This is a genomic window from Buttiauxella ferragutiae, assembly GCF_022637515.1.
GTDB classification, from domain to species: domain Bacteria; phylum Pseudomonadota; class Gammaproteobacteria; order Enterobacterales; family Enterobacteriaceae; genus Buttiauxella; species Buttiauxella ferragutiae.
The window spans coordinates 3,007,971-3,034,947 of sequence record NZ_CP093332.1 but is presented as its reverse complement, the minus strand read 5'-3'; the positions used below and the strand labels follow the sequence as shown (position 1 = coordinate 3,034,947).

Annotated in this window: 21 protein-coding genes and 3 pseudogenes; 6 read left to right on the top strand and 18 right to left on the bottom strand. The window is 50.3% G+C overall.

Going from position 1 to position 26,977, the window contains the following annotated elements; genetic code table 11:
• The 7 genes from osmX to MNO13_RS13920 all read right to left on the bottom strand — a co-directional run bounded on the left by osmX (nucleotide 1) and on the right by MNO13_RS13920 (nucleotide 7,062).
• A complete protein-coding gene (gene osmX / locus MNO13_RS13950; protein WP_241938913.1) occupies nucleotides 1-903 on the bottom strand; it encodes a glycine betaine ABC transporter substrate-binding protein in 903 nt (300 codons plus the stop codon).
• 22 nt (nucleotides 904-925) lie between these two features.
• The gene (gene osmY / locus MNO13_RS13945) at nucleotides 926-1,642 is read right to left on the bottom strand and encodes an osmoprotectant ABC transporter permease OsmY (protein WP_241938912.1); all 717 of its coding nucleotides are present in this window, start codon (nucleotides 1,640-1,642) and stop codon (nucleotides 926-928) included.
• 288 nt (nucleotides 1,643-1,930) lie between these two features.
• Nucleotides 1,931-2,557, bottom strand: a complete 627-nt coding sequence (gene dmsD / locus MNO13_RS13940) for a Tat proofreading chaperone DmsD (protein WP_241938911.1) — start codon at nucleotides 2,555-2,557, stop codon at nucleotides 1,931-1,933.
• Nucleotides 2,558-2,603: 46 nt separating this feature from the next.
• Nucleotides 2,604-3,461 (bottom strand): dimethyl sulfoxide reductase anchor subunit family protein, encoded by an 858-nt coding sequence (locus MNO13_RS13935; RefSeq protein WP_241938910.1) that lies wholly within the window; start codon nucleotides 3,459-3,461, stop codon nucleotides 2,604-2,606.
• Nucleotide 3,462: 1 nt separating this feature from the next.
• Complete coding sequence (locus tag MNO13_RS13930; RefSeq protein WP_064547252.1) at nucleotides 3,463-4,080, bottom strand: DMSO/selenate family reductase complex B subunit; 618 nt, start codon at nucleotides 4,078-4,080, stop codon at nucleotides 3,463-3,465.
• A 10-nt stretch (nucleotides 4,081-4,090) separates the two neighbouring features.
• The gene (ynfE, locus tag MNO13_RS13925; protein WP_121813249.1) at nucleotides 4,091-6,532 is read right to left on the bottom strand and encodes a selenate/tellurate reductase subunit YnfE; all 2,442 of its coding nucleotides are present in this window, start codon (nucleotides 6,530-6,532) and stop codon (nucleotides 4,091-4,093) included.
• Between the two features lie 227 nt (nucleotides 6,533-6,759).
• On the bottom strand, nucleotides 6,760-7,062 hold the full coding sequence (locus MNO13_RS13920; RefSeq protein WP_064547248.1) for a DUF1161 domain-containing protein: 303 nt from the start codon (nucleotides 7,060-7,062) through the stop codon (nucleotides 6,760-6,762).
• Nucleotides 7,063-7,296: 234 nt separating this feature from the next.
• On the opposite strand from MNO13_RS13920, the gene MNO13_RS13915 reads away from it, so the two are divergent.
• Complete coding sequence (locus tag MNO13_RS13915) at nucleotides 7,297-8,007, top strand: YnfC family lipoprotein (RefSeq protein ID WP_237931875.1); 711 nt, start codon at nucleotides 7,297-7,299, stop codon at nucleotides 8,005-8,007.
• Nucleotides 8,008-8,027: 20 nt separating this feature from the next.
• Nucleotides 8,028-9,026, top strand: coding sequence for a bile acid:sodium symporter family protein (locus tag MNO13_RS13910; RefSeq protein ID WP_064547240.1), 999 nt, complete (start codon nucleotides 8,028-8,030; stop codon nucleotides 9,024-9,026).
• A gap of 29 nt (nucleotides 9,027-9,055) precedes the next feature.
• On the opposite strand, the gene add is transcribed toward MNO13_RS13910, so the two are convergent.
• From add to malX, 3 genes are all read right to left on the bottom strand, one after another.
• A complete protein-coding gene (gene add, locus MNO13_RS13905; RefSeq protein WP_121813251.1) occupies nucleotides 9,056-10,057 on the bottom strand; it encodes an adenosine deaminase in 1,002 nt (333 codons plus the stop codon).
• A 102-nt stretch (nucleotides 10,058-10,159) separates the two neighbouring features.
• Nucleotides 10,160-11,332 (bottom strand): MalY/PatB family protein, encoded by a 1,173-nt coding sequence (locus MNO13_RS13900; protein WP_241938909.1) that lies wholly within the window; start codon nucleotides 11,330-11,332, stop codon nucleotides 10,160-10,162.
• A gap of 41 nt (nucleotides 11,333-11,373) precedes the next feature.
• Complete coding sequence (malX, locus tag MNO13_RS13895) at nucleotides 11,374-12,966, bottom strand: maltose/glucose-specific PTS transporter subunit IIBC (RefSeq protein WP_241938908.1); 1,593 nt, start codon at nucleotides 12,964-12,966, stop codon at nucleotides 11,374-11,376.
• A 174-nt stretch (nucleotides 12,967-13,140) separates the two neighbouring features.
• On the opposite strand from malX, the gene MNO13_RS13890 reads away from it, so the two are divergent.
• Both MNO13_RS13890 and MNO13_RS13885 read left to right on the top strand, forming a co-directional pair.
• A complete protein-coding gene (locus MNO13_RS13890; RefSeq protein ID WP_064547234.1) occupies nucleotides 13,141-14,175 on the top strand; it encodes a Mal regulon transcriptional regulator MalI in 1,035 nt (344 codons plus the stop codon).
• A 104-nt stretch (nucleotides 14,176-14,279) separates the two neighbouring features.
• Nucleotides 14,280-16,181: a diguanylate cyclase gene (locus tag MNO13_RS13885; protein ID WP_241938907.1), complete on the top strand. Its 1,902-nt coding sequence runs from the start codon at nucleotides 14,280-14,282 to the stop codon at nucleotides 16,179-16,181.
• 308 nt (nucleotides 16,182-16,489) lie between these two features.
• Here the strand turns inward: MNO13_RS13885 and MNO13_RS13880 are convergent, their stop codons facing one another.
• The 4 genes and pseudogenes from MNO13_RS13880 to MNO13_RS13865 all read right to left on the bottom strand — a co-directional run.
• Nucleotides 16,490-16,705, bottom strand: coding sequence for a hypothetical protein (locus MNO13_RS13880; RefSeq protein WP_241938906.1), 216 nt, complete (start codon nucleotides 16,703-16,705; stop codon nucleotides 16,490-16,492).
• A 244-nt stretch (nucleotides 16,706-16,949) separates the two neighbouring features.
• Nucleotides 16,950-17,207 (bottom strand): annotated as a pseudogene (locus MNO13_RS13875) (RHS repeat-associated core domain-containing protein); the annotation flags it as partial.
• 458 nt (nucleotides 17,208-17,665) lie between these two features.
• Nucleotides 17,666-18,055, bottom strand: coding sequence for an Imm50 family immunity protein (locus tag MNO13_RS13870; RefSeq protein ID WP_232886797.1), 390 nt, complete (start codon nucleotides 18,053-18,055; stop codon nucleotides 17,666-17,668).
• Between the two features lie 12 nt (nucleotides 18,056-18,067).
• Nucleotides 18,068-18,784 (bottom strand): annotated as a pseudogene (locus MNO13_RS13865) (HNH/endonuclease VII fold putative polymorphic toxin); the annotation flags it as partial.
• 31 nt (nucleotides 18,785-18,815) lie between these two features.
• On the opposite strand from MNO13_RS13865, the pseudogene MNO13_RS24395 reads away from it, so the two are divergent.
• Nucleotides 18,816-18,893: pseudogene (locus MNO13_RS24395) on the top strand (SymE family type I addiction module toxin); the annotation flags it as partial.
• 51 nt (nucleotides 18,894-18,944) lie between these two features.
• Nucleotides 18,945-19,073 carry a hypothetical protein gene (locus MNO13_RS24360; RefSeq protein ID WP_277881107.1) on the top strand — a complete coding sequence of 43 codons (129 nt, stop codon included), beginning with the start codon at nucleotides 18,945-18,947 and terminating at the stop codon, nucleotides 19,071-19,073.
• A 67-nt stretch (nucleotides 19,074-19,140) separates the two neighbouring features.
• On the opposite strand, the gene MNO13_RS13855 is transcribed toward MNO13_RS24360, so the two are convergent.
• The 4 genes from MNO13_RS13855 to MNO13_RS13840 all read right to left on the bottom strand — a co-directional run bounded on the left by MNO13_RS13855 (nucleotide 19,141) and on the right by MNO13_RS13840 (nucleotide 26,908).
• On the bottom strand, nucleotides 19,141-19,464 hold the full coding sequence (locus MNO13_RS13855) for a hypothetical protein (protein ID WP_232886795.1): 324 nt from the start codon (nucleotides 19,462-19,464) through the stop codon (nucleotides 19,141-19,143).
• Nucleotides 19,457-23,815 (bottom strand): PAAR-like domain-containing protein, encoded by a 4,359-nt coding sequence (locus tag MNO13_RS13850; protein WP_241938904.1) that lies wholly within the window; start codon nucleotides 23,813-23,815, stop codon nucleotides 19,457-19,459. Before MNO13_RS13850 ends, MNO13_RS13855 begins: the two co-directional genes overlap by 8 nt.
• Before the next feature lie 2 nt (nucleotides 23,816-23,817).
• Nucleotides 23,818-24,996, bottom strand: coding sequence for a DUF2169 family type VI secretion system accessory protein (locus MNO13_RS13845; protein WP_241938903.1), 1,179 nt, complete (start codon nucleotides 24,994-24,996; stop codon nucleotides 23,818-23,820).
• Between the two features lie 361 nt (nucleotides 24,997-25,357).
• On the bottom strand, nucleotides 25,358-26,908 hold the full coding sequence (locus MNO13_RS13840) for a YdgA family protein (protein ID WP_241938902.1): 1,551 nt from the start codon (nucleotides 26,906-26,908) through the stop codon (nucleotides 25,358-25,360).
• Nucleotides 26,909-26,977 lie beyond the last annotated feature (69 nt).

The window sequence follows — 26,977 nt, the reverse complement described above, 5'->3', positions numbered from 1 at the left end:
TTAGAGCAAGCCTTTCTGCTGCAGGAATTCACGAGCCACCTGCTGTGGGGTTTCATGGTCGATGTCCACTTTGGCATTCAGGGTGGAAATCACGTCGTTGTTCAGTAAACCGGAAAGCGTATTGAGTGCTTCTTCAAGGCCGGGGTTGGCGGCGAGTGTTTCTTTACGCACCACAGGCGTAACAGCGTAACTTGGGAAGAAGCCTTTATCGTCTTGCAGCACTTTTAAATCGAAGCCTTTTACTCGCCCGTCGGTGGTGTAAATCAGCCCAGCGTCAACGAAACCATCGCGCACTGCGTTATAGACCAGTCCGGGGTCCATTTGGCGTATCTGCGGCCTGTCCAGCGGCATGCGGTAGGCTTGCTGCAATGGTTTCATGCCATCGCTACGACCAGAAAACTCCAGGTCCAGGCCGAGCATCCAGTTGTTATCAGGGTCGGTCTGGCGGATATGTTCAATTTTTTCCACCAGTTCTGACATGGTGTTGATGTTCTCTGCTTCCGCACGTTTGCGCTGCATGGCGAACGCGTAGGTGTTGTTCATATCCGCCGGTTTCAGCCAGACAATCCCCAGTTTTGCATCGAGTTTTTTCACCGTGTCGTAGGATTCCTGCGGCGTCATTCGTTTGTTGATGTGATTAAAAATAATCAGCGACGTGCCGGTGTATTCCCAGGTCATATCCACTTGTTTGTTGACCATGGCATTACGCGAAATCACGGTAGCAATGTTGGTCTGTGGCGTGACCTGGAACCCTTTTTCTTGCAGATACTGCGTGGTCATAGCTGAAAGGATGTGTTGTTCGGTGAAGCTTTTGGTTGCCAGAACCAGCGGCTCAGCTCGTGCTGCGCCCGCCAGGAATAGTGTGGCGGCTAATGCAGCAAACAACGGTTTAAACGGGATCATAGTTATCTCCTTTTTATTATTGTTATTCCGCTGTGTGGGGGCTTAACACGCGCCCTAAGCCCGCGAGTGCAATATCAAGCAGCAGGGCAACGAGTGCCGTGGCGGTTGCGCCCAAAATCAGCGTTGGGAAATCGTTGAGATAAATGCCAGGGAAAATCAGCTCGCCATAACTGCTGGCACCAATTAAAAAAGCCAGCGGCGCCGTGCCGACGTTAATGGCTGTGGCAATGCGGATCCCTGAAAGCATGACCGGCCACGCGTTGGGCAACTCGACCTGGCGCAAACGTTGCCCCTTGGTCATGCCAATCCCATTGGCCGCTTCGATAAGCGAAGCCGGGACGCCGCACAACCCTGAATAGGTGTTACGGACAATGGGCAGCAGCGAGGCGAGGAATAGAGCGATAATCGCCGGTTTATCGCCAATCCCGATGAAGACCATCGCCAGTGCCAGCACCGCCAATGGTGGCAAGGTATTCCCGACGTTAAATATCTGCATCGCATACTCAGCCCAACGCCGTGCGCAAGGACGGCTGAGTAGAATACCGCCAGGGATCCCCACTAACAGGGCCAGCGCCATCGAGTTAAACACCAAAATTAAGTGTTGTTGCCCGAGATACAATAAGTCGACCTGGCGTGCTTTTATGACGTTGGGGCCGATGCCCCAGATGAGTAAACCGAGCACGATTGTCAGTGCTATGACGCCTAAAAAAGTGCGTTTTATGAACGATGAACGCTGCATTGCTGTGTGTCTCCCTGGGTGCACGTTATAGCGACGTGATGGATCGCCTGTTGTTATGCCGTGTGTCGGCAGGGTGTTTTGACCTATAACAATGTGAGGGGAAGGAATCCAGCTAATGAGGGAAATAGCAGATTAATGATTTGCGAGGAAATTAATGCTTTGGCCTGCACCGCCTCGCTTGCGAGGGTGAGATAAGAATTGTCTTAAAATGCATTAGCTAAAGTTACGGCGTAACTTTTGGTTTGTGCGGTGGATAAGCGCAAGTGTCATCCACCGCTTCTAAAATTATTAGAAATACAGCTCTTTAGTGGCAACCGGAATCAGCATCTCTTTGCGCCACTCGGCCAGGGTGATTTGAGTCAATTCACCTAATGCCTGGTAGAACGGATGTTCGGCATGAGCAATAAACAGCTCCAGGAAACGCCCACTCCACGGCAAAATGTGCCACGCCAGCAGTTCGTCGACTTTCTGCTGCAAACCTTCTTCAGCAAGCCACGCCGCCAGCATCAGCAATATCCCGATGTGGTCGTCCGGTTCGTTGCTCGCTTGTTCGTTGGCGATGTCGTTCTTGCGCATCCATTTGCGCAATTCAAGCATCGAATCACCAAACAGCACGTTTTCTTTATCGAGATACACAGAACCCCATGGTGAAGCTGGTAGTGCGTAAGGGCCTATAAACAGGCGTTGCCAGGCCTGGCTCAATGATTCTGGTTCATAACTGAAACCCTCAGCCATGCGTTGGGCGAGAGCATCCAGCTGTTCATGCTGCACCGGCCATTGTTTCGCCCATTCAGGATCTTCAAGTGTGGCGTAAAGTGCGGCGACTTCCTGGCTGGTGGGAGCTTGATAATACAGCGCACCCAGTACTCTTCCGGTCAGGGCGATGTTCGCCAGTCTTTGTGTCGTTGTAGACATTTTTCTCTTCCTTGTTGCGCGGATTGCTCCGCGCATTTTGTATCAATTAACCTGCTACCGCCATGCCGACTGTCATATGCAGACCGTAAAAAATCCCACGGCCAATACATTCACCGACAACCACCAGTATGAATCCGAGCAGCAAACCGGATGTTTTGGCTGGTGTGCGGCGTATCAATGAGCAAATCCAGCAACCCAAACCCAGCGCTATTAACGCAATGCGCCACACTTGCAGCGAGGTGTAATCAGGCACCAACGCGCTGGCATGCTGCACAGAACTCTGTATTTCCGCCAGTTCGTTGCTTTGCAAAACGATCACCGCAATGGCGATGAATAACGCCAGAACGCTGACTGTTGCCAGTCTACGGCTGCGGTATTCGTAACCGATGCTTCGCAGCAACAGCACCGCCAGCAGTGGGCCAGTCAGTAAGACGGTGAGGAAGAAGCTCAGCGTGGTGTATCCGTTATGCCAGGTTGGCACGGTATCAATCTGGTAAACACGAGTCATCGCCGCGACAAAAAACACGCCCAACAACACGGTTATGACGAGCCAGATTTTGCCAATCGCCGCAGGCATTTTCTTCAGTATTGAAATCAGCCACCAGAAACCGCCAACGGCGAAGAACACCGAACCACTGGCAATTTCATTGCTCAAAGCCGATTCGCCAATACGATTGAGTGAGTTAAACGCCCGTAACGGGGAGCCGAGGTGCATCACCGAGGCAATAAACGCAATGCCCATCAACAGCCAGATAAAGAACATCGGGCGTAACATTTTATGCTGCAACTCACTGTTATTACTGGCGTGATTCCAGGCATAACTCATGACAATGACAGCCCCAACCACGCACTGGCCCAGTACGGTAAACAACACCAACGGCCATTCATGCCATCCGCTTCCCATCTCAAACCTCCTTTGGATTCGCCAGGTAGCCGGTTTTATCCCCGCAAGGACGGCTGTTGGCATTGGGTTTAATCACAATATTTGGCTTCGTGAAATGTGCTGACGGCAGCGGAGCAATAGCGGCTTGCTCGCCGTATTTTTTACGTAGTTCGTCGATGGGAGCCAAATCCAGCGCACGCAATGGGCAAGATTCCACACAGATAGGTTTCTTGCCTTCCGCGACTCTGGAGTAACAGCCATCGCATTTGGTCATATGGCCTTTTTCGGCATTATATTGCGGCGCACCGTATGGGCAGGCCATATGGCAGTAGCGGCAGCCAATACAAATATCCTCGTTCACCACCACAAAACCATCTTCGCGTTTGTGCATCGCACCACTTGGACACACCTTAGTGCAGGCGGGATCTTCGCAATGGTTGCAGGCGATGGATAAGTAATAAGCAAACACATTTTGCTGCCAGACCCCATTGTCTTCCTGCCAGTCGCCACCGGCATATTCATAAATGCGGCGGAAGCTGACGTCCGGGGATAAATTTTTGTAGTCCTTACAGGCCAGCTCGCAAGTTTTGCAGCCGGTGCAACGACTGGAATCAATATAAAAACCATATTGGGTTGTCATCAGCTATTCCTTACGCCTTTTGGATTTCGACCAGGTTGGTATGTTGCGGGTTGCCTTTAGCCAACGGTGAAGGTCGATGAGTGGTCAGCGTGTTGATGCATGAACCGTGATCGACACGGTCGCCGCTCATATTGGCTTCGTGCCATGCGCCCTGGCCCATTGCGGTGACGCCCGGCATGATACGTGGCGTGACTTTCGCCGGAATACGCAATTCACCACGGCCATTAAACACCCGCACCATATCGCCACTGGCGATACCACGCGCCTGCGCATCTATCGGGTTAATCCACACTTCCTGACGACACGCGGCCTTCAGCACATCAATGTTGCCGTAGCTTGAGTGGGTACGCGCTTTGTAATGGAAGCCGAACAGTTGCAGTGGGTAAGTGCTGCGTTCGGCCGCATCCCAGCCGTCGAAGGTGGAGGCATAAACGGGCAGTGGGCTGATGGTTTCGTCTTTTTCTAACTCCCAACTGGCGGCAATGTCAGCCAGTTTGCTGGAGTAGATTTCGATTTTACCAGAGGGGGTTTTTAATGGATTGGCATCCGGGTCGTTGCGGAAAGCCTTGTAGGCAACAAAATGGCCGTTCGGGTCTTTACGCTTATAAATTCCCATCTCGCGTAACGCCTCATACGAGGGTAATTGCGGGTCTTTTACCAGCATCTTCGCGTACAAAAATTGCAGCCACTGCTCCTGAGTACGCCCTTCGGTAAATTTCTGGTAGATATCCGGCCCGAGGCGACGAGCCACTTCGCTGGTTATCCAGTAAATTGGCTTACGTTCAAATTTCGGCTCGGTGGCAGGCTGGATGAAAATCAGATAGCCCATATTCCCGGCGTAATCGTTCGGGATAATGTCTTCTTGTTCGACCGTCATTAAGTCTGGCAGCAGGATGTCGGCGTATTTTGCCGACGAGGTCATGAAGTTCTCGATGACCACAATCATTTCGCACTTGCTGTCATCTTGCAGAATGTCGTGAGTTTTGTTGATGTCGGAATGCTGGTTGGTAATGGTGTTACCGGCGTAGTTCCAGATAAACTTAATCGGCACGTCGAGCTTATCTTTACCGCGCACGCCGTCGCGTTTGGCGGTCATTTCCGGGCCGCGAACAATGGCATCGGTCCAGCTAAAGCAGGAAATTTGCGTTTTCACCGGATTGGTCAACACCGGCATACGTTCAATAGTGATGGTGTAAGTCGATTCACGAGCGCCGCTGTTTCCACCGCTAATCCCGACGTTTCCGGTCAAAATCGGCAACATCGCGATAGCGCGTGAAGTCAGTTCACCGTTGGCCTGGCGTTGTGGCCCCCAACCCTGAGCGATATACGCCGGTTTGGTGCTGCCAATTTCACGCGCCAGCTTGATGATTTTGTCTACCGGAATACCGGTAATCACGGACGCCCACTGCGGAGATTTTGCAACGCCGTCATCACCCTGACCGAGAATATAAGCTTTGTAATGTCCGTTGGCTGGCGCACCTTCTGGCAGCGTTTTCTCATCATAGCCGACGCAGTATTTGTCGAGGAACGGCTGGTCAACGAGGTTTTCGCTAATCAGTACGTGGGCGATACCGGCAACCAGTGCGGCGTCGGTGCCCGGACGAATCGGCAACCATTCATCTTCGCGCCCAGCGGCGGTATCGGTATAGCGCGGGTCGATAACTATCATGCGCGCATTGGAACGTTCACGCGCCTGTTCCAGATAATAAGTAATGCCGCCGCCGCTCATGCGGGTTTCGGCAGGGTTGTTGCCGAACAACACCACCAGTTTGCTGTTTTCAATATCAGAGGTGCTGTTACCGTCGTTGGTGCCGTAGGTGTAAGGCATCGCGCAGGCAATTTGCGCGGTACTGTAGGTGCCATAGTGGCTAAGAAAACCACCGTAGCTGTTCATCAGTCGGGCAACCAACGAGGCGGATGGGGAAGAGCGGGTGATGTTGCCGCCGACAATCCCCGAGGTGTAGTTAATGTAAACCGCCTCGTTACCGTATTTTTCCACCGTGCCTTTCAGGCTTTTGGTGATGGTATCCAGCGCTTCATCCCAGGAGATGCGCTCGAATTTCCCTTCGCCGCGTTTGCCCACGCGTTTCATCGGGTAGTTCAGGCGTTCAGGGTGGTTGATTCGGCGGCGAATCGAGCGGCCACGCAGACAGGCGCGGACTTGATGATTGCCATAAATATCATCGCCGGTGTTATCGGTTTCCACCCAGGTGACTTCATTATCGCGCACGTGTAACCGCAGCGCGCAGCGGCTACCGCAGTTTACCGAGCATGCCCCCCACACGACTTTGTCTTCTGTCTCAGGGTTAACAGCCGCACCCACCGCAGTGGCAGCGGCTCGCAGGCCAAAGGGCAGGGATATTCCACTTACAGCCAGCGCCAGCCCGCTGATGGCGCTGGTTTTCATCAGGGTTCGACGGGAAATCCCATCATGGCAACATTGGTTCGACATAACTCACTCCGTGTTATCTCTGGTTGGGATGTCATGGATGTTTCTAATTTTTTTACGAACGGCGAGGACGCGAAATATTGCTTATCAGGCGAATATTATCGGCGGGGATGAGTTTTACTCATTTAGAGGTAGCAGTTGTTAACACGGGTCAAAGTAAGTGTGGAGTGTTGAATGAAAGCTGATTGAGCGGAGAAAATAAAGCGGGGCGATGCCGCCCCGGCAATCGATTACTGTGGTTCGGCTGGTGTGCCGTCTTGTGTAGCAGTGCTGCTGGCTTGAGAATTGCCACTGCTGGTACGCGTATAAAGAATTTTCTGCGTATCATTAGCACAGTGGCCAACGACTTGTGCGTCAGGTTGGTCGGCCTGGTCGTTCGGAACAATCGTCAAACTGAATCCAGATTCCGCAACACCATTGCCAATGATTTTTTGCTGAATGTCTGCCTTAACTTTGTCACATGACGTCTGCGCAGCCAGCACGGGAACAGTCGCTGCCAACAGGCACACACCCAGCCAGATTGAACGTTGCATGGTCTCTTCCTTATGTTGAGGATGATGTATACCCGTCATCCTTCAAGCTGCAGGGGTGTTGGCTACACTCACTTACCCAAATCACTTACTTAAGTAAGCTCATCGGGATAAGCTCCCAGGCCGCCTGGCTGCAACTCGAATGCTAACGGGTATATAAGAATAGTCGCTGTAGTGTAAAGTGTTGTATTTGCTTATATCATGTATATAACAATTCCAGTCGGAGACCGGACTTACGTGAAGAAAATCATTATCCTCAGTGTGCTGGCAGTGTCTATTGCCGGCTGTGATAATCAGAATATTACGCTGACCTACACGCCAGAAATGGCCAGTTTTTCGAACGAATTTGATTTTGATCCATTGCGCGGGCCGGTTAAAGATTTCACACAGACATTGATCAACGACAAGGGCGAGGTCATCAAACGCGTGGTTGGGCTGGTGTCGGAAGAAGGCTGTTTTAACGAGCTTGAATTCCATGATCTGGAAAACAACACCGGTGCCACTCTGGTGCTAAATGCCAATTATTATGTTGATGCAATAAGCCATGAAAGACGGGTCAAACTTCAGGGGAAATGCCAATTGGCGGAATTACCCCAGGCGGCACTCACTTATGAAACCGACGATAATGGCTTTGTCGTTGCCGCGCATGGTGAAAAGACATCGATAGTTTATCGCTATGATGCTGACGGCTATCCGTTAGGTAAAATAACTAAATCGCAGGACGACACACTCACCATCACCGCGAAAACTGGCAGTGACATCAAGAAAAAGCTCGATTACACCGCAGAAAGCATACTGAACGGTAAATCTATCGGCTTAGCCAAACAATCCTGTGATTACGACGGCCATTTCAACCCACTGGAGTGCGTGCTGAACATCACCAATGAAAGTGCAAAACCGCCTAAAGTTGAAACCTACACCATCAAAAACAACATCAATTATTATTGATAGCGAACAAAGGAAGCCGGATGAAATGGTTGCAACGCCTGAAAATTGATACTTTTTTGCTGATCATGATCGCTGTGGTGATCCTGGCTTCACTATTTCCCTGCGAAGGCGCGGTAAAAACGGCATTTGAATACCTGACCACTGCGGCGATTGCGTTGTTGTTTTTCATGCATGGGGCAAAGCTTTCCCGTGAGGCGATAGTGGCAGGAATGGGGCACTGGAAACTACACCTCGTGGTTTTCCTCAGCACCTTTGCACTTTTCCCGTTATTGGGGCTGGCGATGGGCTTTCTTTCACCAGCCATCCTTAACCAACCCTTGTACATGGGCTTCCTGTACCTTTGCGCGCTGCCCGCAACTGTACAATCGGCTATCGCCTTCACCTCGGTTGCTGGTGGAAACGTTGCCGCCGCGGTGTGTAGTGCTTCGGCATCAAGCATATTGGGGATTTTCCTGTCACCAGTGTTAGTCGGGGCATTAATGAACACCCAGGAAGGCACCACCGACACACTGCACGCGATTGGAAAGATCATCCTGCAATTGATGGTGCCGTTCGTGGTGGGGCATTTGTCGCGCCCGCTGATTGGCCGTTGGGTAGATAAACATAAGAAACTGATTAGCATGACCGACAGATCATCCATTTTGCTGGTGGTGTACGTGGCATTCAGCGAAGCGGTGGTGGAAGGCATTTGGCATCAGGTTAATGGGGTGGCGTTGTTAGCTGTTCTGGGCTGCTCAATTGTGCTGCTGGCAATTGTGCTGGTGATTAACACCTGTGTGGCACGGTTGATGGGGTTCAACACTGCAGATGAAATTACCATTGTGTTCTGCGGCTCCAAGAAAAGCCTGGCAAACGGTGTGCCGATGGCGAACGTGCTGTTCCCGGCCAGTGCCGTGGGCATGATGGTCCTGCCGCTAATGATATTCCATCAGGTGCAATTGATGGTCTGTGCGGTGCTGGCGCAGCGTTATGCACGAAGAACGGCGAAGGAAAAAAGAGCGCTTGAGTCAGTTTCCTGACCCAAGCGTTTGACGAAGGGATTGGCTGATTAAGCGGCGCGAACTTTAGCGATCAGCGCCTGCTTTTCTGCTTCACTCAGGAAGGCAATTTTCAAACCATTCTCTTGCGCGGTGCGGATATGCGCAGCACTCAGACCCGCTTGCGGGGCGGCTACTGTATATTCATGAATAATATCGATACCCTGGACTGCGGGATCATCGGTATTAATGGTCGCCAGCACGCCTTTATCCAGGAAGGTGATTAGCGGGTGCTTATCCAGCGAGGCGATAGTGCTGGTCTGGATATTGGACGTCAGGCACGATTCAATCCCGATACCGTGTTCCGCCAGGAAATCCATCAGCGCCGGATCTTCAACGGCTTTGACCCCGTGACCGATACGTTCAGCACCCAACTCACGAATCGCCTGCCAGATACTTTCCGGGCCTGCCGCTTCACCCGCGTGAACGGTGATATGCCAGCCGGCATCACGCGCACGGTTGAAGTGATTCAGGAATAAGCTACCAGGGAAACCGAGTTCATCACCGGCAAGGTCAAGCGCGGTAATGTGGTCGCGATGCGTCAGCAGTGCATCCAACTCCGCTTCGCAAGCGGCTTCACCAAACGTACGGCTCATGATGCCAATCAAACGGGCTTCAACACCAAAATCGCGGCAGCCCTGACGGACACCTTCAATCACCGCTTCTACTACACCGGCGACTGGCAAATTATGCGTCATCGCCATGTAACCTGGTGAAAAGCGCAGCTCGACATAATGCAGGCCATTGCGCGCGGCATCTTCAATATTTTCCCATGCCACACGGCGGCAGGCATCAAGAGAGGCAAGGACTTTCACGCCCCAGTCGAGTTTTTGCAGGAAGCTGACCAAATCAGGCGCGGTTTCCACAACCTGTACATGCGGGCGAAGTGCTTCAAGAGAATCAGCCGGAAGCGGTAAATTAAACTGGCGGCCTAGATCGAGGATAGTTTGCGCACGAATATTACCATCGAGGTGGCGGTGCAAATCGGTTAACGGCAGGGTGGTATCAATCATGGTCGCACTCTTTTATTGATTAAAGTGCGATAGATTATAAAAACAAATGTGTCCAAAAAGCTACGTTGCGCAAATAAAAAGGGGAGTTGCCTCCCCAGACGTTTATTGCAGCGACTTGATTGCCGCAATCAGGCGTTTCACACCTTCTTCAAGCTTAACTCGTGGGCAACCAGCATTCAGGCGCACAAAACCTTTCCCTTCTTCGCCGTAGGTATATCCCGGCATGATGGCGACTTTTTGCTGTTCGATCAGCACTTTTTGCAGCGCGTTGTCATCAATACCCAGCGGACGCAAATCAATCCACGCCAGATAAGTTGATTCCGGTGGTTGCCAGTTCAGTTGCGCAAACTCACTGTTTAGCGCATCTGCCACATAGCGAAGATTGCTTTGCAGGTAAGCGCGCAGTTCATCCAGCCATGCGGCACCTTCCTGATAAGCCGCAATGTGGGCGATAACCGCCAGAATGGCAGGGGATGACAGTCCATCCTGGCCTTTCAGCACATTCAAATACTGCTGGCGTTCATGAGCATCGTTAATCAGGCCGTAGGCTCCGGTTAACGCAGGAATGTTGAAGCTCTTGGAACCGGAGGTGAACAGCGCCCACTGGCCTTTGCCTACTTCACACCATGGCGTGTGCAGGTTTCCTTCCCACACCATATCCATATGAATTTCATCACTGATAACTCGGACGCCGTGGCGTTCGCACAGCAAGGCCATGGTTTCCAGTTCGCTGTGTGTCCAGACTTTGCCGGTTGGGTTTTGCGGGCTGCACAGCAACATGATTTTGCATTCAGGTTTGGCCAGTTGCGCCTCGAGTGCTGTCATATCGCACATCCAGCCGCCATCGGTTTTATGCAACGGTGCGCTAAAGACCTCGCGCTGGTTGCCTTCGATGGCTTTGTAAAACGCATCATAAGCCGGAGTATGGATCAGTACCGCGTCACCTGGTGCTGACCACTGGCGAATCAGCTGTGAAACCATGTAGATAACAGAAGGGCCGTAAACCACCGCTTCTTTATCTATCACGCTGTTAAAACGAGCTTGATACCAGTGGGCAATCGCGCCAAGAAACTCGTCATTCTTCCAGCGGCTATAACCCAATACACCGTGAGATAAACGCTTTTGTAATGCGTCCAGAATGACCGGAGCGGTAGGGAAATCCATATCGGAGATGGTAAAGGGCAGGAGGTCTGCGGCACCAAAACGGTCTGCGACATAATCCCACTGGGTACACCAGGTTCCGTAACGGTCAACGGGGGTGGAAAAATCGAACATATCACCTCGCAACAAATGGGCGCTGAAGCGCCCATCGTGATTTACGCCTGAGCAGTTTGCATCAGATGCGCCATTTCATCTTTCACTGACTGGACCTGCGGCCCAATCACCACTTGCAGATTATGCTGGTTAAGCTGAACCACACCAATGGCGCGCAGATTCTTCAGTGCGGCTGAGTCGACTAAAGACATATCTTTTACGGACATACGCAGACGAGTGATGCAGTTATCGAGAGACACGATATTTTCCGCACCGCCAAGTGCGGCTAGCATCGCTGGAACATTGTATCCAGACTTGCCAACCTGACCGGCAATCGCTTTTTCAGCGCTGCTGGTAGTGTCAACATCGCGACCCGGTGTTTTGATATTGAAGCGAGTAATCGCGAAGCGGAAGATGGCATAATACGCGCCGAACCAGATAGCTGCGACGACTGGCACCATGTACCATTTAGTCGCCAGGCCATGCAGGATCCCGAACACTACGAAGTCGATGATGTTGCCATCGGTATTGCCGATAGTCACGCCCAACACCGCCATAATGGTAAAGCCAAGGCCAGTCAGCAATGCGTGGATGACGTATAGCACTGGAGCAACAAACAGGAACAGGAATTCCAGTGGTTCTGTGGTGCCACCAACGACGCAAGCAATCACGCCAGAGATCAGCAGCCCTTTAATTTTATGGCGGTTTTCTGGGCGAGCACAGTGGTACATCGCCAATGCAGCACCAGGTAAACCACCAAGGAAGGCTGGCATTTTACCCTGTGACAGGAAGCGGGTGGCGCTTTCAGAGAAGCCGTGAACGCTTGGGCAACTCAGTTGAGCCTGGAAGATGGTCAATGCGCCGCTGACGCTGTGACCACAAACATCCATGGTGCCGCCAGCATCAGTAAAGCGAATCAGCGCAACCAGAATGTGGTGCAAACCGAACGGCAGTAATAAACGCTCGCCAGTACCGAAGATCATCGGCCCAAACATACCTGCGCTGTTAATCATATTGCCCAGCGCGTTAATGCCTGCGGCAAAAATTGGCCAAATTAACGGGATAACCAACCCAACCAGCCCCATCACCACCGTGGTGATGATGGGCACAAAGCGTGTACCGCCAAAGAACGCCAGCGCATCAGGCAGACGCACATTGTGGAAACGTTCATGAAGCAGGAAAACAATCACCCCGACAATCACTGCACCTAAAATACCGGTGTCAATTGACTGGATCCCAAGGATGCTTTGAATGTTGTTTGCCTTCAGAATCGCGGTATCGGTGGTAGGCAAAATGCCTTTTGCGGTAAGCCAGAAGTTGACTGCCAGGTTCATTACCGCATAACCGACGAAACCTGCAAATGCGGCAACACCTTTATTTTCACGCGCCAGCCCAAGAGGGATAGCGATACAGAACATGATTGGCAGGAAGCTGAATGCAAACGAACCTACTTTGCTCATCCAGACGAAAATGAGCTGTAAAACTGGGTTACCTAATGCGGGAAGCAAAGTGACCACGTCGTGGCTACTCAGTGAGCTTCCGATCCCGAGCATGATGCCGCAAAACGACAGCAGTGCCACGGGCAACATAAAGGTTTTGCCAAGGTTTTGAAAAAACTCCCAAAGCGTAATTTTTTGTGTTGTATTAGCCGCCATAACGACTCCTTGAACCTTGGTTAATAAATGAGTAGCAGTACAAAACGAAGCGGATGATAAAACGTTTTACCAAGCTTTATTGCGTGCTGTATCACAGATTCAAAGCTCGACAGAGTGCCTAATACACCTGCTGAGATTAAACGTTTTATCACTGCTGGAGGGTTCGTCTCGCCGATGACGACTCAGGAAAAGAAAATCACGATTAACGAAGTGGCCGAAGCTGCTGGTGTTTCTGTCACGACGGTCTCTTTGGTGCTCAGTGGCAAAGGGCGTATTTCCCCGGCGACGGGGTTACGCGTGAGCGAAGCCATCGAAAAATTAGGATTTGTGCGCAACCGCCAGGCGGTTTCACTGCGTGGAGGCCAAAGTGGCGTGATTGGCCTCATCGTGCGTGACCTCTGTAACCCGTTCTATGCTGAACTGACCGCTGGCCTGACCGATGAGCTGGAAAAACAGGGGAAGTTGCTGTTCCTGACGCAAAGTGGTGCACAAGGTCAGCATATGCAGCGTTGTTTCGACATGCTGGTCGCTCAAGGCGTTGATGGTATTATCGTGGCGGGTGCTGCTGAGCAGGGTGCGGATATGCGTGTCATTGCGGAACAAAAAAATCTGCCGCTAGTTTTTGCCTCCCGCGCCAGTTATCTCGACGAGGCCGATATCATCAGGCCTGATAATATGCAGGCTGCGCAACTCGTGACTGAGCACCTTATCAAACGCGGACATCAGCGAATCGCCTGGCTGGGTGGTGACGGTTCTTCATTAACACGGGCCGAACGCGTCGGCGGCTACTGCGCGACATTGCTGAAATACGGTTTGCCTTTCCATAGTGAGTGGATCATCGAATGCGAGCCGAGCCAGAAAAAGGCGGCTGATGCGATTACCACACTGCTGCAACACAATCCAACGATTACCGCTGTGCTTTGCCACAACAGTACCGTGGCGATGGGAGCATGGTTCGGATTATTGCGAGCCGGGCGGCAAAGTGGAGAAGGGAGCATCGACAGCTACTATGACCGGCATGTAGCGTTGGCAGCCTTTGCTGAAGTGATGGATGATGAACTGGATGATTTACCGCTGACCTGGGTTTCTACACCCGCTCGAGAAATTGGGCGCACTGCGGGGCAAAGGATCCTTAAACGCGTACAAAACGACAACGAAGAAGTTCGTAGTCAGATCATGCCTGCAAGATTAGTCATTCGGAAAAATTAAAACGCCCACAATTGCCGGTAGGTTACGGCTGGCAGCTTGTTGATACTCTTCGTGATATATACTTAAAAAAACCTGATTTGATCGGGGATTCATGGAATGGTTGTATGAATGTGTTTGCGACTAGCCTTACATCATATCTGAGTCGGGTGTTATCAAACCTGGGTGAAAAGCGCTGGGTACTGGTTTTAGTGATGCTCATTCAGGCCGGTGGTTTAGTCATTTACTTGTACTTGTCGCATAACTGGATTGAATCTGGTGTGGTGCAGTCATTGAGAAATGTGTCGTCGATGCACTTGCGGGGTTTTGAACAACTCGAAAGGACGATTAGCTACCAACTTGCTTCGGTGGGGGAAGCGGTGGCGGACGATGCACAGTTCAGATATGCGAAAGAATATATCCGTGGTGAAGTGGAACAAACCGGGCTGGATTCCATCATAGTTTTGGATAGGACTGGCAAGATTATTGCGTCTGAGTCTGTTGTCCCGCTGGAATTGATCCTACCTCCCAGTGTCTTCGCGACACAGTCCTTCAGGGATTTACCGCAATTTAAAACTTTTCAGCGTGGCGGAACGAATTCTACCTTTTTTGTATCCCGGCAGTATGTTCCCGAAATGGGGGGCAACGGCATGATTATGTACCACATGATGACATCTCCTGAAGGACGGCCGCTGGGCAGCGTAATTGGTTATACCAGCCCGCGTAGTTTGTCTATGCTGCTTTACGCGGATACCGCTCGGGGATTCGATCTGGGCAAAAACGGTGTGTTATCAATTTTTGATAACCACACCCGGCAGGTCCTGTATCGCTATGCTTATTCACGTGTTCCCGTTGAGGAACATAGTTTGGCGCTGCCAGCCATCAGAGACAGATATTTTCAAAACACACGTTATGGGCCGGACGTGAAGTATTACCAGTCTCCGGTTGACGGTGTGGAAAGGCTGGTGGTGTTAACTCCACTGCATCTTGGTCAATGGATGCAGCTGGTGGGTGAAAGCCCGAATGAATACCTGTTCGAGTGGCGAATACAGGTGGCGATTTCGGTATTTGTTTTTATTTGCGTCAGTTTCTTGCAAGTGCTGTTGATGGATATTTTTCGCCAAAACAAGGCCCAGCGTACCCTGCTGGATTTGGTTCTCAACTCCGTGGATGCCTGTGTTTACTTAAAGACCAGCGATCGACGTTTCAGCTATGTTAATTCGAAAACTGCCGAGCTGTTTGGGCTTCCAGTGGAACAGATAATCGGTCGCCGGGATAAGGATATTCTTCCGCAAAAGTTAGTCGATGATTTCTGGGCGACGGACAAACAGGTGCTAGAGACTGGCAATAGGCAACTCTGTACTGAGATGATGATTAACCCGCAAGGGGAACGCCGCTACTTTTCGACGATAAAAGAGCTGGTGAGAATACCGGATCAACTTCCTGCGGTGATTGGCTTGTCCACGGATGTCACCGAACTGCATGAACAAACAGAGGCAAGAAAGGCCGCTGAGGATGCCATTCGAAAAATGGCATTTTTCGACCAACTGACTGGGTTGCCTAACCGCCGTATGTTAGAAGAACGCCTTGGCAAAACGCTTGCTCAGGCGAAATTGAAACAGCAGAAGTTATCGCTGCTTTTCATTGATCTCGACAAATTCAAGGCAGTAAATGATTTGCATGGGCACAAGACCGGTGACTGGCTGCTTACTCAGGCTGCATCTCGCATGAGTAGCGTACTACGCGCGTCCGATATCGTCTCACGCATTGGTGGTGATGAGTTTGTCGTTCTGTTGCCTGATGCCCAGAGTCTGGACGAAGCGGTGAGGGTAGCGGAAAGGATCCGTGCTTTATTGGAACAACCTTTTGTGATGGATAATGGCGTAGCGCTGGATATCTCATCAAGCATTGGTGTGGTGATTTACCCAGACCTGGCCGATAACGTGCATGATTTACTGCACTTTGCCGATGAGGCCATGTATCGCGCCAAGAAAGGTGGCAAGAACGCGGTCGAGGTCTTTACCGGCTAGTTTGCGGCGTTAGATTACCGGATAAAACAGCTTCTCGTAGGCGGCTGTATCAAACTGAACCGGTCGTACTTCCAGTGTTTGAGCATCCTCGACATGCAGCCGAGTACCCACATTTCACTGTTAAAATAGCTGACAGCTGCATTGTGATTATTAAAGACAGCGAAGAAGTGGATATGCTGAAACATGAGCAGGAAGCGCTGCGTCAGCAACTGCGGGATATAATCTGAATATAAAGAGCGCGGCTCCGTGGGATGGCAGTTTAAGAAATAGAGTCGGAAAGATCTTTCGGTCTTTCCGACTCTATTTACTTATTGCCCAATAATAGTTATGTCTGGCTTGCTATCTTTTTTATAAAAATCATTAAGATGCTCATGTCCAAACTTGCTGCCATGAGCCTCCATCAATTTTGCCGTATTTCTTAGAAATTCAATAAATTCGTTAAGTTCTTTTACTGATAGCTGAAGTGTAAGTTCACTAAGCGATACTAAGTCGCTGTCTTCAGACTCATAACCGTAGATTTTCATAAATACCCCAACTACTCCGGTGGAATCCAGCCATGTTCTCGTAGCCAGTCTTGAGTTTTTTTACTCGGATTCGGTGTTCCATTATGTGCGTCGTGAACGCCGCCGCTCAGATTGGATGAAGTCCCGTCTTTATAATGAACATGTGGTTCTTGACCTGGAATATGTCCTTTATCTACTCGAATGACATCTCTGGGAGCCTGCCCTCTCTCAACTTGCTTTTGCATATTCCCTGGAGAAGAAACCTTCCCCTTAACTCCCTGACAGCAGTCCTTCCCAGCCAGCCCCTCAGTGGATTCGACACATACCCGTAAGGATTAACCCCACCCAGCAAGCCTATCGGGTCAGGCGTCAGATACTGTCCCGTTTCACTATCATAGTAACGGAAGCGGTTGTAGTGCAATCCGGATTCTTCATCTTCATACTGACCCGCAAAACGCAGGTTGCAGCTCACTTTATCCGCCGCCTGCCTGCGCCAACGGCTCCCGCTACCCCAGTTGGTTAATGGATGGGAGGGACATCATAAAACAGCAGAGAAGATCGTGGATTGAGTTTCTCTGCAATTATTTATAATTTTCTGTTGTATTTTTGAGGTGTTTTACACAAGTCCAATGACAATTACAGTAAAATACTCTTGATCTTGGTTAGGTTATGTTTTCAATATTTATATAATTAATATTAGTATGTAAATCCCCCTTCATTGTTATAATGACTTCATGGAAGTGATAATCACAGGTATTATTTTAAATTATTATAAAATTTTCATCAATAAAAAAGATACTAAATCACTTGTCGGCTTACAAATCTCAATATTATCTACTTTCACAACTAATATAATCCTATAGGAATTCCAATTGGACGTAATATGTTTTGATAATCTCCTACAGAGTATTATGGTAGTTTAGGGACAATAAACATAGTATTGCCGGGAAGGCTTAATATCTTCCCGGTTTGGCTTTCTTTTTAATCCCATCTTTCATCTATGTAAGGAGTGATTCCCTCGATAGTTAAAAATTTTGCTCTACAGTACAAACTAAGTTCATTACATTTTAATTTTATTTCCGAATAATCCTTAAAAGAATTTATTATTGGAGAGCAAAAAAAACCAACTCGTGAACCTGTAATATCAAATTCAATTATATCACCAAAAGTAACTACCAAACTAAGGGCGTTAAAACGTTCTTTATCCCATTTTTCAGGATGTTTTTTGGGAATATTCTTACAGCAAAAATGAAATTTCAAGTCTGAAAACCTCTCCAGGCAAAAGCTATTAATTTCAATGTGTTGTACACTAAGTTCATTATCAAACATGAATTGAATTTTTTCTTTACCTATAGCATGTTGAAACCACATTCTTGGCTCCTTTCAAAAGTTATAATGACCATGAGTTCCAGGTACACTACCTGTATTCAAATTCTCAGGTGGTCTGACATTAAAATGTGGTTCAGCCCCATGCCCTGGCGTAGCCTTGGTATGACCTAAACTATGCTCTTGTATAAAGACAGAGTTTCCATTATCAGTAGTAAATTCATATTGTCTTGTTTTTATTGGCTGTCCGTTACTGTTTAATAATTTCTTACCACTACCATCTAATAAATCAGGTTTTGTAACTGATTGAGACTGCTGATTCATTGGGATTCCAGCGTCTCGTTTAGCCTGTCTGAATGCATCTTTCCGGCCACTGCCATCGTAAGTTGTCTTTTTAGTAGGACAACAAGCCAGCCCCAGCGGATCAACCCACCTCAACGGATTCGCCACATACCCGTAAGGATTCAGCCCACCCGCCAAGCCGATAGGGTCTGCTGAAATGTACTGCCCCGCCTCACTATCATAGTAACGGAAGCGGTTGTAGTGCAACCCGGATTCTGTGTCTTCGTATTGCCCCGGAAAGCGCAGTCTGCAACTCAGGTTGCCATCGTTAGCACTTTCTTCACGACCCCAGAGCTGTTGCTTGCCGCGCCAGACGATGGTGCCGTCTTCGGTCAGTAATTCCTGAATGCGGCCGACGGTGTCTGTGACGGCATAGTGCAGTTTTCCCTTCGCATGCCGCGCGACAGGCGTTAGTGCCGCCGGCTCGTACAGCTACTGAACTCTTTCCTCAAACGTCGGCGTTATTGTCGGCTATGTACCGAACCGGGGCGATACCGGCACTCCCAATATTCATTTAAAGGGTAAATGGCTGAAAGAGACGGGATTTGAGACGGGTGCACATCTCACCGTTAAAATATCGGACGGCTGCATTGTGATTATTAAAGACAGCGAAGAAGTTGACGCGCTGAAGCATGAGCAGGAAGTGCTACGTCAGCAACTGCGGGAAATTAATCTGGCTAATCTGAATATTAAATCTGCATTACAGGGCATAGCGAGTTAAATGAAAAAGCAGGAAAGGTCGGGATGATCTTTCCTGCTTTTTGTCATCGCAATAAATTGATATTGAATCAATCTGTTGCGAACATATTTATATCATCCATTGCATCTTCAATTCTTCCAATCAAGTTATGGTTACTTTTTTTACTCATAAGAACTGGGATAACTTTTTCTTTGTTAATTTTTGAATGAATTCTAGCCACATGACCTAAACATGTTATTGCAAGTCCGCTTATATCATCGTTATCACAGTTAAGCAGCGAAAGACAATAATCTTCAATCCAATCAACATCATCAATATTAAATGTTGCATATAAAAGCGCATCACTTATAACTTTTACATCAGTGGATTTATGCAATAGCTCATTAAGCTCTGCTTTTGAATAATTATCCACAGCATTTTCCTTTCTTATTTACTTTGCGAGTATTTTTCAACGCATTTTGTTGGTCAACATGCAGATCATTCCACGATCTTACATGTCCATGATAGATATCATCGCCATTAGGTAATGTTCGTGTTTTATCTAAAACAACGAATTCGCCAGTTGCATTATCAACTCCAACTCGTCGAGGTGATGTCGATTTAACTTGGGTGGAGTTATCTAAAGCTCCTTGCCCATTTGTTGGTGCTCGGCTTTTAACTGAATTATCGGTTTTTCCGTGATAAGGAGCATCTTCATAAATCGCAATCAGCCCCAGCGGGTCAACCCAACTCAGCGGATTCGCCACATACCCGTAAGGGTTCACCCCACCCAGCAGCCCTATCGGGTCTGCCGAAATGTACTGTCCCGTTTCACTATCATAGTAACGGAAGCGGTTGTAGTGCAACCCGGATTCTGTGTCTTCGTATTGCCCCGGAAAGCGCAGCCTGCAACTCAGGTTGTCATCGTTAGCACTTTCTTCCCGACCCCAGAGCTGTTGCTTGCCGCGCCAGACGATGGTGCCGTCTTCGGTCAGTAATTCCTGAATACGACCGACAGTGTCTGTGACGGCATAGTGCAACTGGCCTTTTTCATAACGTGCCAGCGGTGTGAAGCTGCCTGGTTCGTAAATCCAGCGGATACTGTCGTCATATGCCGGGGGGCCACCGGCATACACCGGGATTTCTTCGGTCAGCTGGTCACCATTCCAGTGGAAGTCGTAACCGGTTTTCTCGCGGTTGGTGCAGCGTTTGCTGATGCGCCTGCCAGACGGGTCGTAGCGGTATTCCCAGCGTTCGCCGTCCGGGGTTTCCAGCGCGGTGAGCTGGCTTCTGGCGTCCCAGCGGTAGCGCCACTGAAGAGGGCGATAGCCGCCTTTATCCACCAGTTTTTCCACCAGACGCCCGTTAACATCGTATTTCCAGGTGATGTTGTGTTCGTTCACCACCCGGACAAATTTTCCGTCTTCGGGTTTCCCGCTGTCGGGGTTGATGCGCGAAGTGGTGTGCCGCCAGGCTTTGTGCTCCCGCGATGCGACCCGGCCATGCTGCTGTTGCTGGTAGGCCTCACTTTCCATTACGTCATTCACCCAGGTCTGGCGGCGGGTGATATTGAGGTTCTGGTCATAGGTGAAGCGTTCTTCGCGCATCGGCACACTGCTGTTGCCGGTCCAGGTGGCGTGGCTTATCTGGTCGTTCGCGGTCAGGGTGTGAACTGCGGTACCGCGCAGTGAGTCGGCAATCATGGTCAGGTTATAAGCTTTGTCATACAGCCACTGGCGGTGCAGGGTTTTGTTGCGCCGGTCGTGCGGATTCAGCTCTGCCGGATTGCCGACCTGTTGCTGCGTCAGCATCCCGGTTGGTGTGTAACCCAGTTGCTGACGGAAGCCGGTGTCACTCTGTCGGGTGATTTCGTGGCCGCGCAGGTCGTGGGTGAAGGTCAGTGGCGCATGGTCTGCTATCTGCCACTGTGTCAGCTCTCCCATTAATCCACGGGTGAAGTGTTCGGTGAGTCCTTCAGTGGTGCGTTGTGAGATATAGTCGCGTTCTTTTTCCCATGTATATTCAGTGCGTCGGCCGTTGAGAATTTCGGCAGTAAGGCGACCGGCCTCATCATATTCATAATTGACGGTAGCATCGTCATTCTTTGCTTCGACCAGACGGCAGAGGGTGTCATAGCGGAATAGGGTGGCACTGAGTACGCGGGTGCTGTCGCCCTGAGTGACGTCCTCGCGTACGACCTGGTCGGTGACGTTATATACCCGGTTAAGGTGGGCGCCATCCGGGAAAGAAGTGCAGATACAGTGGCCTGCGGCGTCGTAGCGGTAATTCAGCATTCTGCCGGTAAAGTCGGTTTCCGCAATAAGTTGCCCGGCTTTGTCGTAGGTCAGACGGTAGTGCTCACCGGCGGCGTTGGTGATTTCAGTCAGGCGGGTGAGTTTATCGTAACGGCATTCCAGCCGTTCACCGTCCGGGCGTATCACCGCCGTCAGCAGGTCGAATGCACCGTATTCATAACGGGTGGTTTTTCCTTCCCCGTCAGTGAAGCTTTCGGGCAGTTTTTCACTGTTCTGACGCATCAGTTCGCGCACACCGTCGGGGCGGTTAATTTCCTCGATGCTACCCTGTGGCCCGGCATGTTTTTTGCTGTGGCGGAACTGCGTGGTGAAGCCCAGCGGGTCTTTGACACTCAGCAGACGGCCCAGCATATCCTGTTCTGTGTGTGTGATACCGCCATTCGGGGCAGTGGTTTCGCGCACCTGGTGCAGGGCATCATGGCTCCAGCGCCAGGTCGCGCCGCCGGGAAGAATATGAGCCTGTAAATCGCCCTGTTCGCTGTAGCTGAACTGCTGGCTCCGGCCCTGCGGGTCAGTGAGGCTGACCACGCTGCCGAGCTCGTCGTAAGCCCACAGCCATTGCTGGTCGCCCGGTGTGGTCAGGCGGGTGAGCTGTCCGGCGTCGTTGTACTCGTACCAGAGACTGTGGCCGCCGGGGAGGGCGACATGGCGGATATCGCCTTCATCGTTATAGTGATATTCAGTGGTGCGCCCAAGGGCATCGGTGCGTGACTGAAGCTGGGTGTTCTCCCACACCGTGATTTCTTCCCGTCCCAGCGGGTCGGTGCTGCGGGTAACCAGGCGATCTTCGTTGTACCAGTAACGGGTTTCTCCGCCCTCCGCATCCTGGTAGGTGGTACATTTTTCTTCATCGTTATAGATAAAGTGGTCACTGTAATAGCCTTCGGTTGACTGTGTGCTGATGACCCGGCCCTGCATGTCATAGCTGATATCGACACAGGTTTTATCCGTATCCCGCCAGCGGGTCATAAACCCTTCAGGAGAGTATTCGTGCCACAGATGGGTGAACTGGAAGGTGTCGCATTCAGCGAGAAAACCGTTGCTGTCATAGTGGCAGGTGACAAGGCGCTGGCGTTGAGGGGTGACCAGGTCAATGCTCATCAGTTGCCGGTTCTGCCAGTCAAGGGCGAGCGTGTAACCGTCGCTGTGGCGGATTTCAGTCAGCAGATCATCTGTGCGGATAAAGTCAATGCGGTTGCCGTAACGGTCATAAATAGTGGAGAGTAAATAAGTTCCGCAGCCTGCCGGGGAAAACACCTGGGTCTGTTGCGAACGACGGTCAAAAACGGACAGTTTATCGCGAATATCCCCCATCAAACGGTAATGCGTCTGACGAGAGTTAACAGCTTCGTGGAAAATACCGTCCTGAGGAATGGGGTAATAGAGCACCACGCCTTCGTGGTCGGTGAAGTGTAAATCACCGTCGTGTACCGTCAGAGATGTAGACCATTCATCGGTCCATTTCGGGCCGAACAGACCACCAGTTCTGGCTTGCGAACGGTAGGTGCGCGAGAGGGGTAGAGGCAAGGTGCCTGGCAGGGCCAGGACACTCAGTTGCTGAAGAAAATCGCCAGTTACCACATCAACAGGCTCACCCGCTTTGGTGCAAAAAGATAATGAAAAGTTTTCCCCTTCTCCTGCCTGACCCTTTGTTTTTCCTTTGACCCTGGCACCATCCATGTCTATGCCCCCCGCAGATCGCAGAGAATATGCCATCATCATTCCCTGAACTGCCTGCATTAGCGCCCGGTTCTGCGGTGTGTCTATAGTATTAAAGTTTTCAAGCGCCTCTCCGCCTATCTGCTCGGCAATGTTCCGCGCCGTTTCAGCAGACATATTGTAATAACTCCCAGCACTCAGCATTGCACCTATTGCCTGGCTATTCATAACATCGTCAGGCGTATGGTCGGTGAAAAAATCTGTGGTCGCGTTCTGAACAGAGTTTGCCGTGTCGGCTATTGCCCGAGCCTTTTGAAGCTGATACTCGACATATGATGTTAACAGGGATTGAAAGAACCCCTTTTCCTCTGCAGTTTCAGTCTGAATGGCAGGGTCAGCATCGTGGGCGGATACAATCGCTGCCGGAGGCTGGCCAACAATAATGCCCGTGGTATTACGGGCATTCATCCAGAATATATCGTCATGACGCAAAACGGGTTTCCCCCCAGCCCGCACGGTCTGACTGTGTGCCAGCGGTTCGCAGATATCACCGACGGTGCCACTCGACACTCCCTTCGCGATACCAGCTTCATCTCCTTTTGTCCGGGGCATGAAGCTCTGATCAAGTACCAGCAGCGGGCCGCCATTCGCCCTCACATTAGGGATCACATTCATGGCATCGGCCATGCTAGCCGTTACTGGATAGGGGACCGGGGGAATTGCTGGACCCATGGGTGTCTTACAGACATCGGGTTTGGTACTGATCACCAGCCACTGGATGTCCTGGCGTGCAATATAATTAATCGCCATATTCATTTCCCTTCGGTGCGATAGCGGGCTTCCATTACCCGGATATCATTGCGGACGGGTAGCCGGTAGCGCCAGGTCAGTGCGACAGTGAACGTGTCGGTATTTATTGCCAGGGTATCTATCCATAACAGTTGTGGTATCAGCCCACCGATGTTCATTCGGAGTAACACCATTGCCTGATGCGCTGGAAGGATAAAACGGATATCCCCATCCGGGTGAAAGCCTGTCAGCACAAATTCTGGTCCCGGTTCGGGATACCGAATCTGCTGGGTATGCGGTGCTCCATTCCAGTAGCCAAAATCAAAATCATCCGGCAGGTCGGGGTGCTGCGTTTCCAGCCATTGCTGGTCGTAGGTTCCTGCCAGCGGCAGGCGTGGCAACCAGGCGCGACCGATACAACCAAAGCCGGCAGGCTGATATTCGGAAGCAAACCAGTCGGCTTTCCCGTCAAGGCAGGCAACGAATTGTTTGAGGGTAAAGGGGGCGTCCAGCGCGATGATACGGGGAGCTTCAACCTGCTGAACCTCGCAGGCGTGCAGATACCATGGCTGCATGTAACCCAGCCCCAAAGGGTTCACCGGGCAGGCCATATGCGCCAGCGGTGGGTTGTTCTGGTCGGGATGTTCGCGGCGTTGCACATCTGTCAGGAGGTATTCTTCGGGAATGCGCTCAGCGTGATGACTATCAGCCTCTATGCGACACTCGCCGCCAAAGGCGTAACGGTAATCCAGCGGCAGGGAAGTAAATGGCTCCGGCTCTGTGTCATACCACTCCCCGGTTAGCGCCTGGCGCTGGTAAAAGCGTCTGCCTGTTACCTGCAGTTTCTTGTCCACCAGTACTTCGCCTGAAGGTGAGTACATCTGTATACCTGCCGTCATTTCCTGCGCGGCAGCCCCGCCAGGTGTATAAGCGGTACCGTTGACGATGATATCGCAGAGAGGTTTCAGCGGGGCGAGGTCACTTTCACGCAGAACCGGGGAAAGGTTCATCTCACCGGCATATTCATCTTCCACACATAACGGTAGCACCGGGTTTTCCATCAGTAGTGCCTGCCACAGTCCCTCAGCATCCTGTACCAGCCGGAAGCCGGTTTTCATGGCAACCACCCGATGACGTTCGTTATGCTTATCATCCATTGCGTATTCCATCACTGAAAATGGAGTCCGATTACGGAATTCCATATATATTCCTTTCCTTTTTCTGAAATAAAAGAATGCGTATCTATTTATGTATTAGTGGGATTCATTTTTATGATGAATGAAATAACGTTTTTTTCTAAAAAACAATATCAATAATTAGAAGGTATTTTGAATGTGAAGTTTATGCGGATTGTCAATTTAATGAGTTTTTTTTAATTGATATGTGAGTAATGATTAATATTTTGGTATTTCTGGTGAAGTGCTAAGGCAAAGTGTTGAATTATATTTTGGAGAGCTTTGCCAACTCATTTTTTATTTTAAGTATCACTAACTTCATTCTTAACTAAATGGCTAGGAGATAAAAAAGCCTCCCGCAGGAGGCTCTATCAAACTAAACCAATACTTACTGTTGTGGAACCGCGGGAACCGCAGGCAGTGCTGGAACCGGTGGCACTTCCAGTTCAGGCGCTGGCTCGGCACCGGTATCTGGTAAACCAAACATGCCAAACAGTTCGCTCAGTGGCATTTTCTGGCCGTTCAACGTGACCTGACTATTGGAATATTGCAGGCTGGAAACCACGTTATTTCCGTCCATTGTGGTCACACGGAACATTTGCCCCATTGCGGCCATGCCTTTAATTTGTTGCTCGGCAAGTTTAGCGGCCTCGGCTGGCTGATACCCTTCAAGCTGTGCAATCTGAGTCATTAACTCTGTCGCCATATCCACTGGAATCACCAGCTTGCTATCGAGGGATTTCACCACGCGATTAATCTGTTCTTCCTGAGAGGTTGGCTCGCCAGTAGCGGTTGATGGGTCTTTCAGGAACAGTGAGAGGTTAAAGGTACTTTCGCCTTTGGCATTCTTCCAGCTCAACGGTGCAATGGTAATGACCGGATCGCCTTTTAACAACAGTGGCAGGTTAGCGGCAAACAGCTCAACAATTCGCTGCTGATAAATATCTGGATCTTTCGCCGTTGCCGGGTCTGCCAGCAGTTTTTGCGACTCAGCATTGTACAACTTGCTGAACTCTTGCACGGCCGCACCATCAAGGTTGCCAATTTTTACCGTCAATTTGCCACTACCAAGATCTTTGCTCTGTACTTTGAGCGACTTCAGGGTGTAATCGATTTGACCAGAAAGATGTTTTTTATCTTCCTGCAATTCGGATTTGGCATCGATACCTAAACCTTCCACCACGGCCATCTCTTTGCCTTCGATGGAAACCGCGAGTTTGTCGATAGAACCTTTTTGGCTACCAATACGTTCGATAAATTCGCTACGGCTGCTATTGCCTTCGGTTTTGATGCCATTGAATGTCATCAGTACTTTTTGGCCATATTCGTTGGTGGTATTCACCAGGCCGCTTTGTGCTTCTCCGCTGATAGCAATTTTGTCACCGTTACCATCGACATCCGCTTTGAATTGACCGCCGCTGAAGGCCACTTTTTCATCGCCTTTAACGTAGTCCAGTGGCAGCAAATTGATATCTGAAGAGGTATCACCGCTATAGCCGATACGCGTTTGTGCATCAATAAATGACTGCCCTTTAGCGATATCAAATAAAGGTTTAGTGGTCGGGTTATTGACCAGCGTGGTGTGAACGGATGCCATGGCCGGCAGCAGATTGAATTTTTTCAGTTGTGCGAAGGGGAATGGGCCGTGATCAATAGTTTCATTGAATACGATACTTTGCTCAGGCCTGAGAATGGCACTGGTCACTCCTGCTTTCGGTTTGATAACTAACTGCATTGAGCTGTGGAACAGACCACGCTGATAGTCCTGGTAGCTTAGCGTTAAACCAGCTTCCGGTGAGGCTTTGTTCAATTCGGCGTTAGCGTTAGCCACCATCTCCGCCATGCGGCCTTCAAGCTGTTTACCGGTGTACCAGGCAGTACCTGTCCACACCACACCCAGAGCCACAATGACACCTACAGCAACCAGTGATTTTTTCATTCAGTCGTCGTCCATATAAAGTGCGTCTGCTGGTAGTCCTCCAGCAGACGATTGAAATGCCAACCGGCA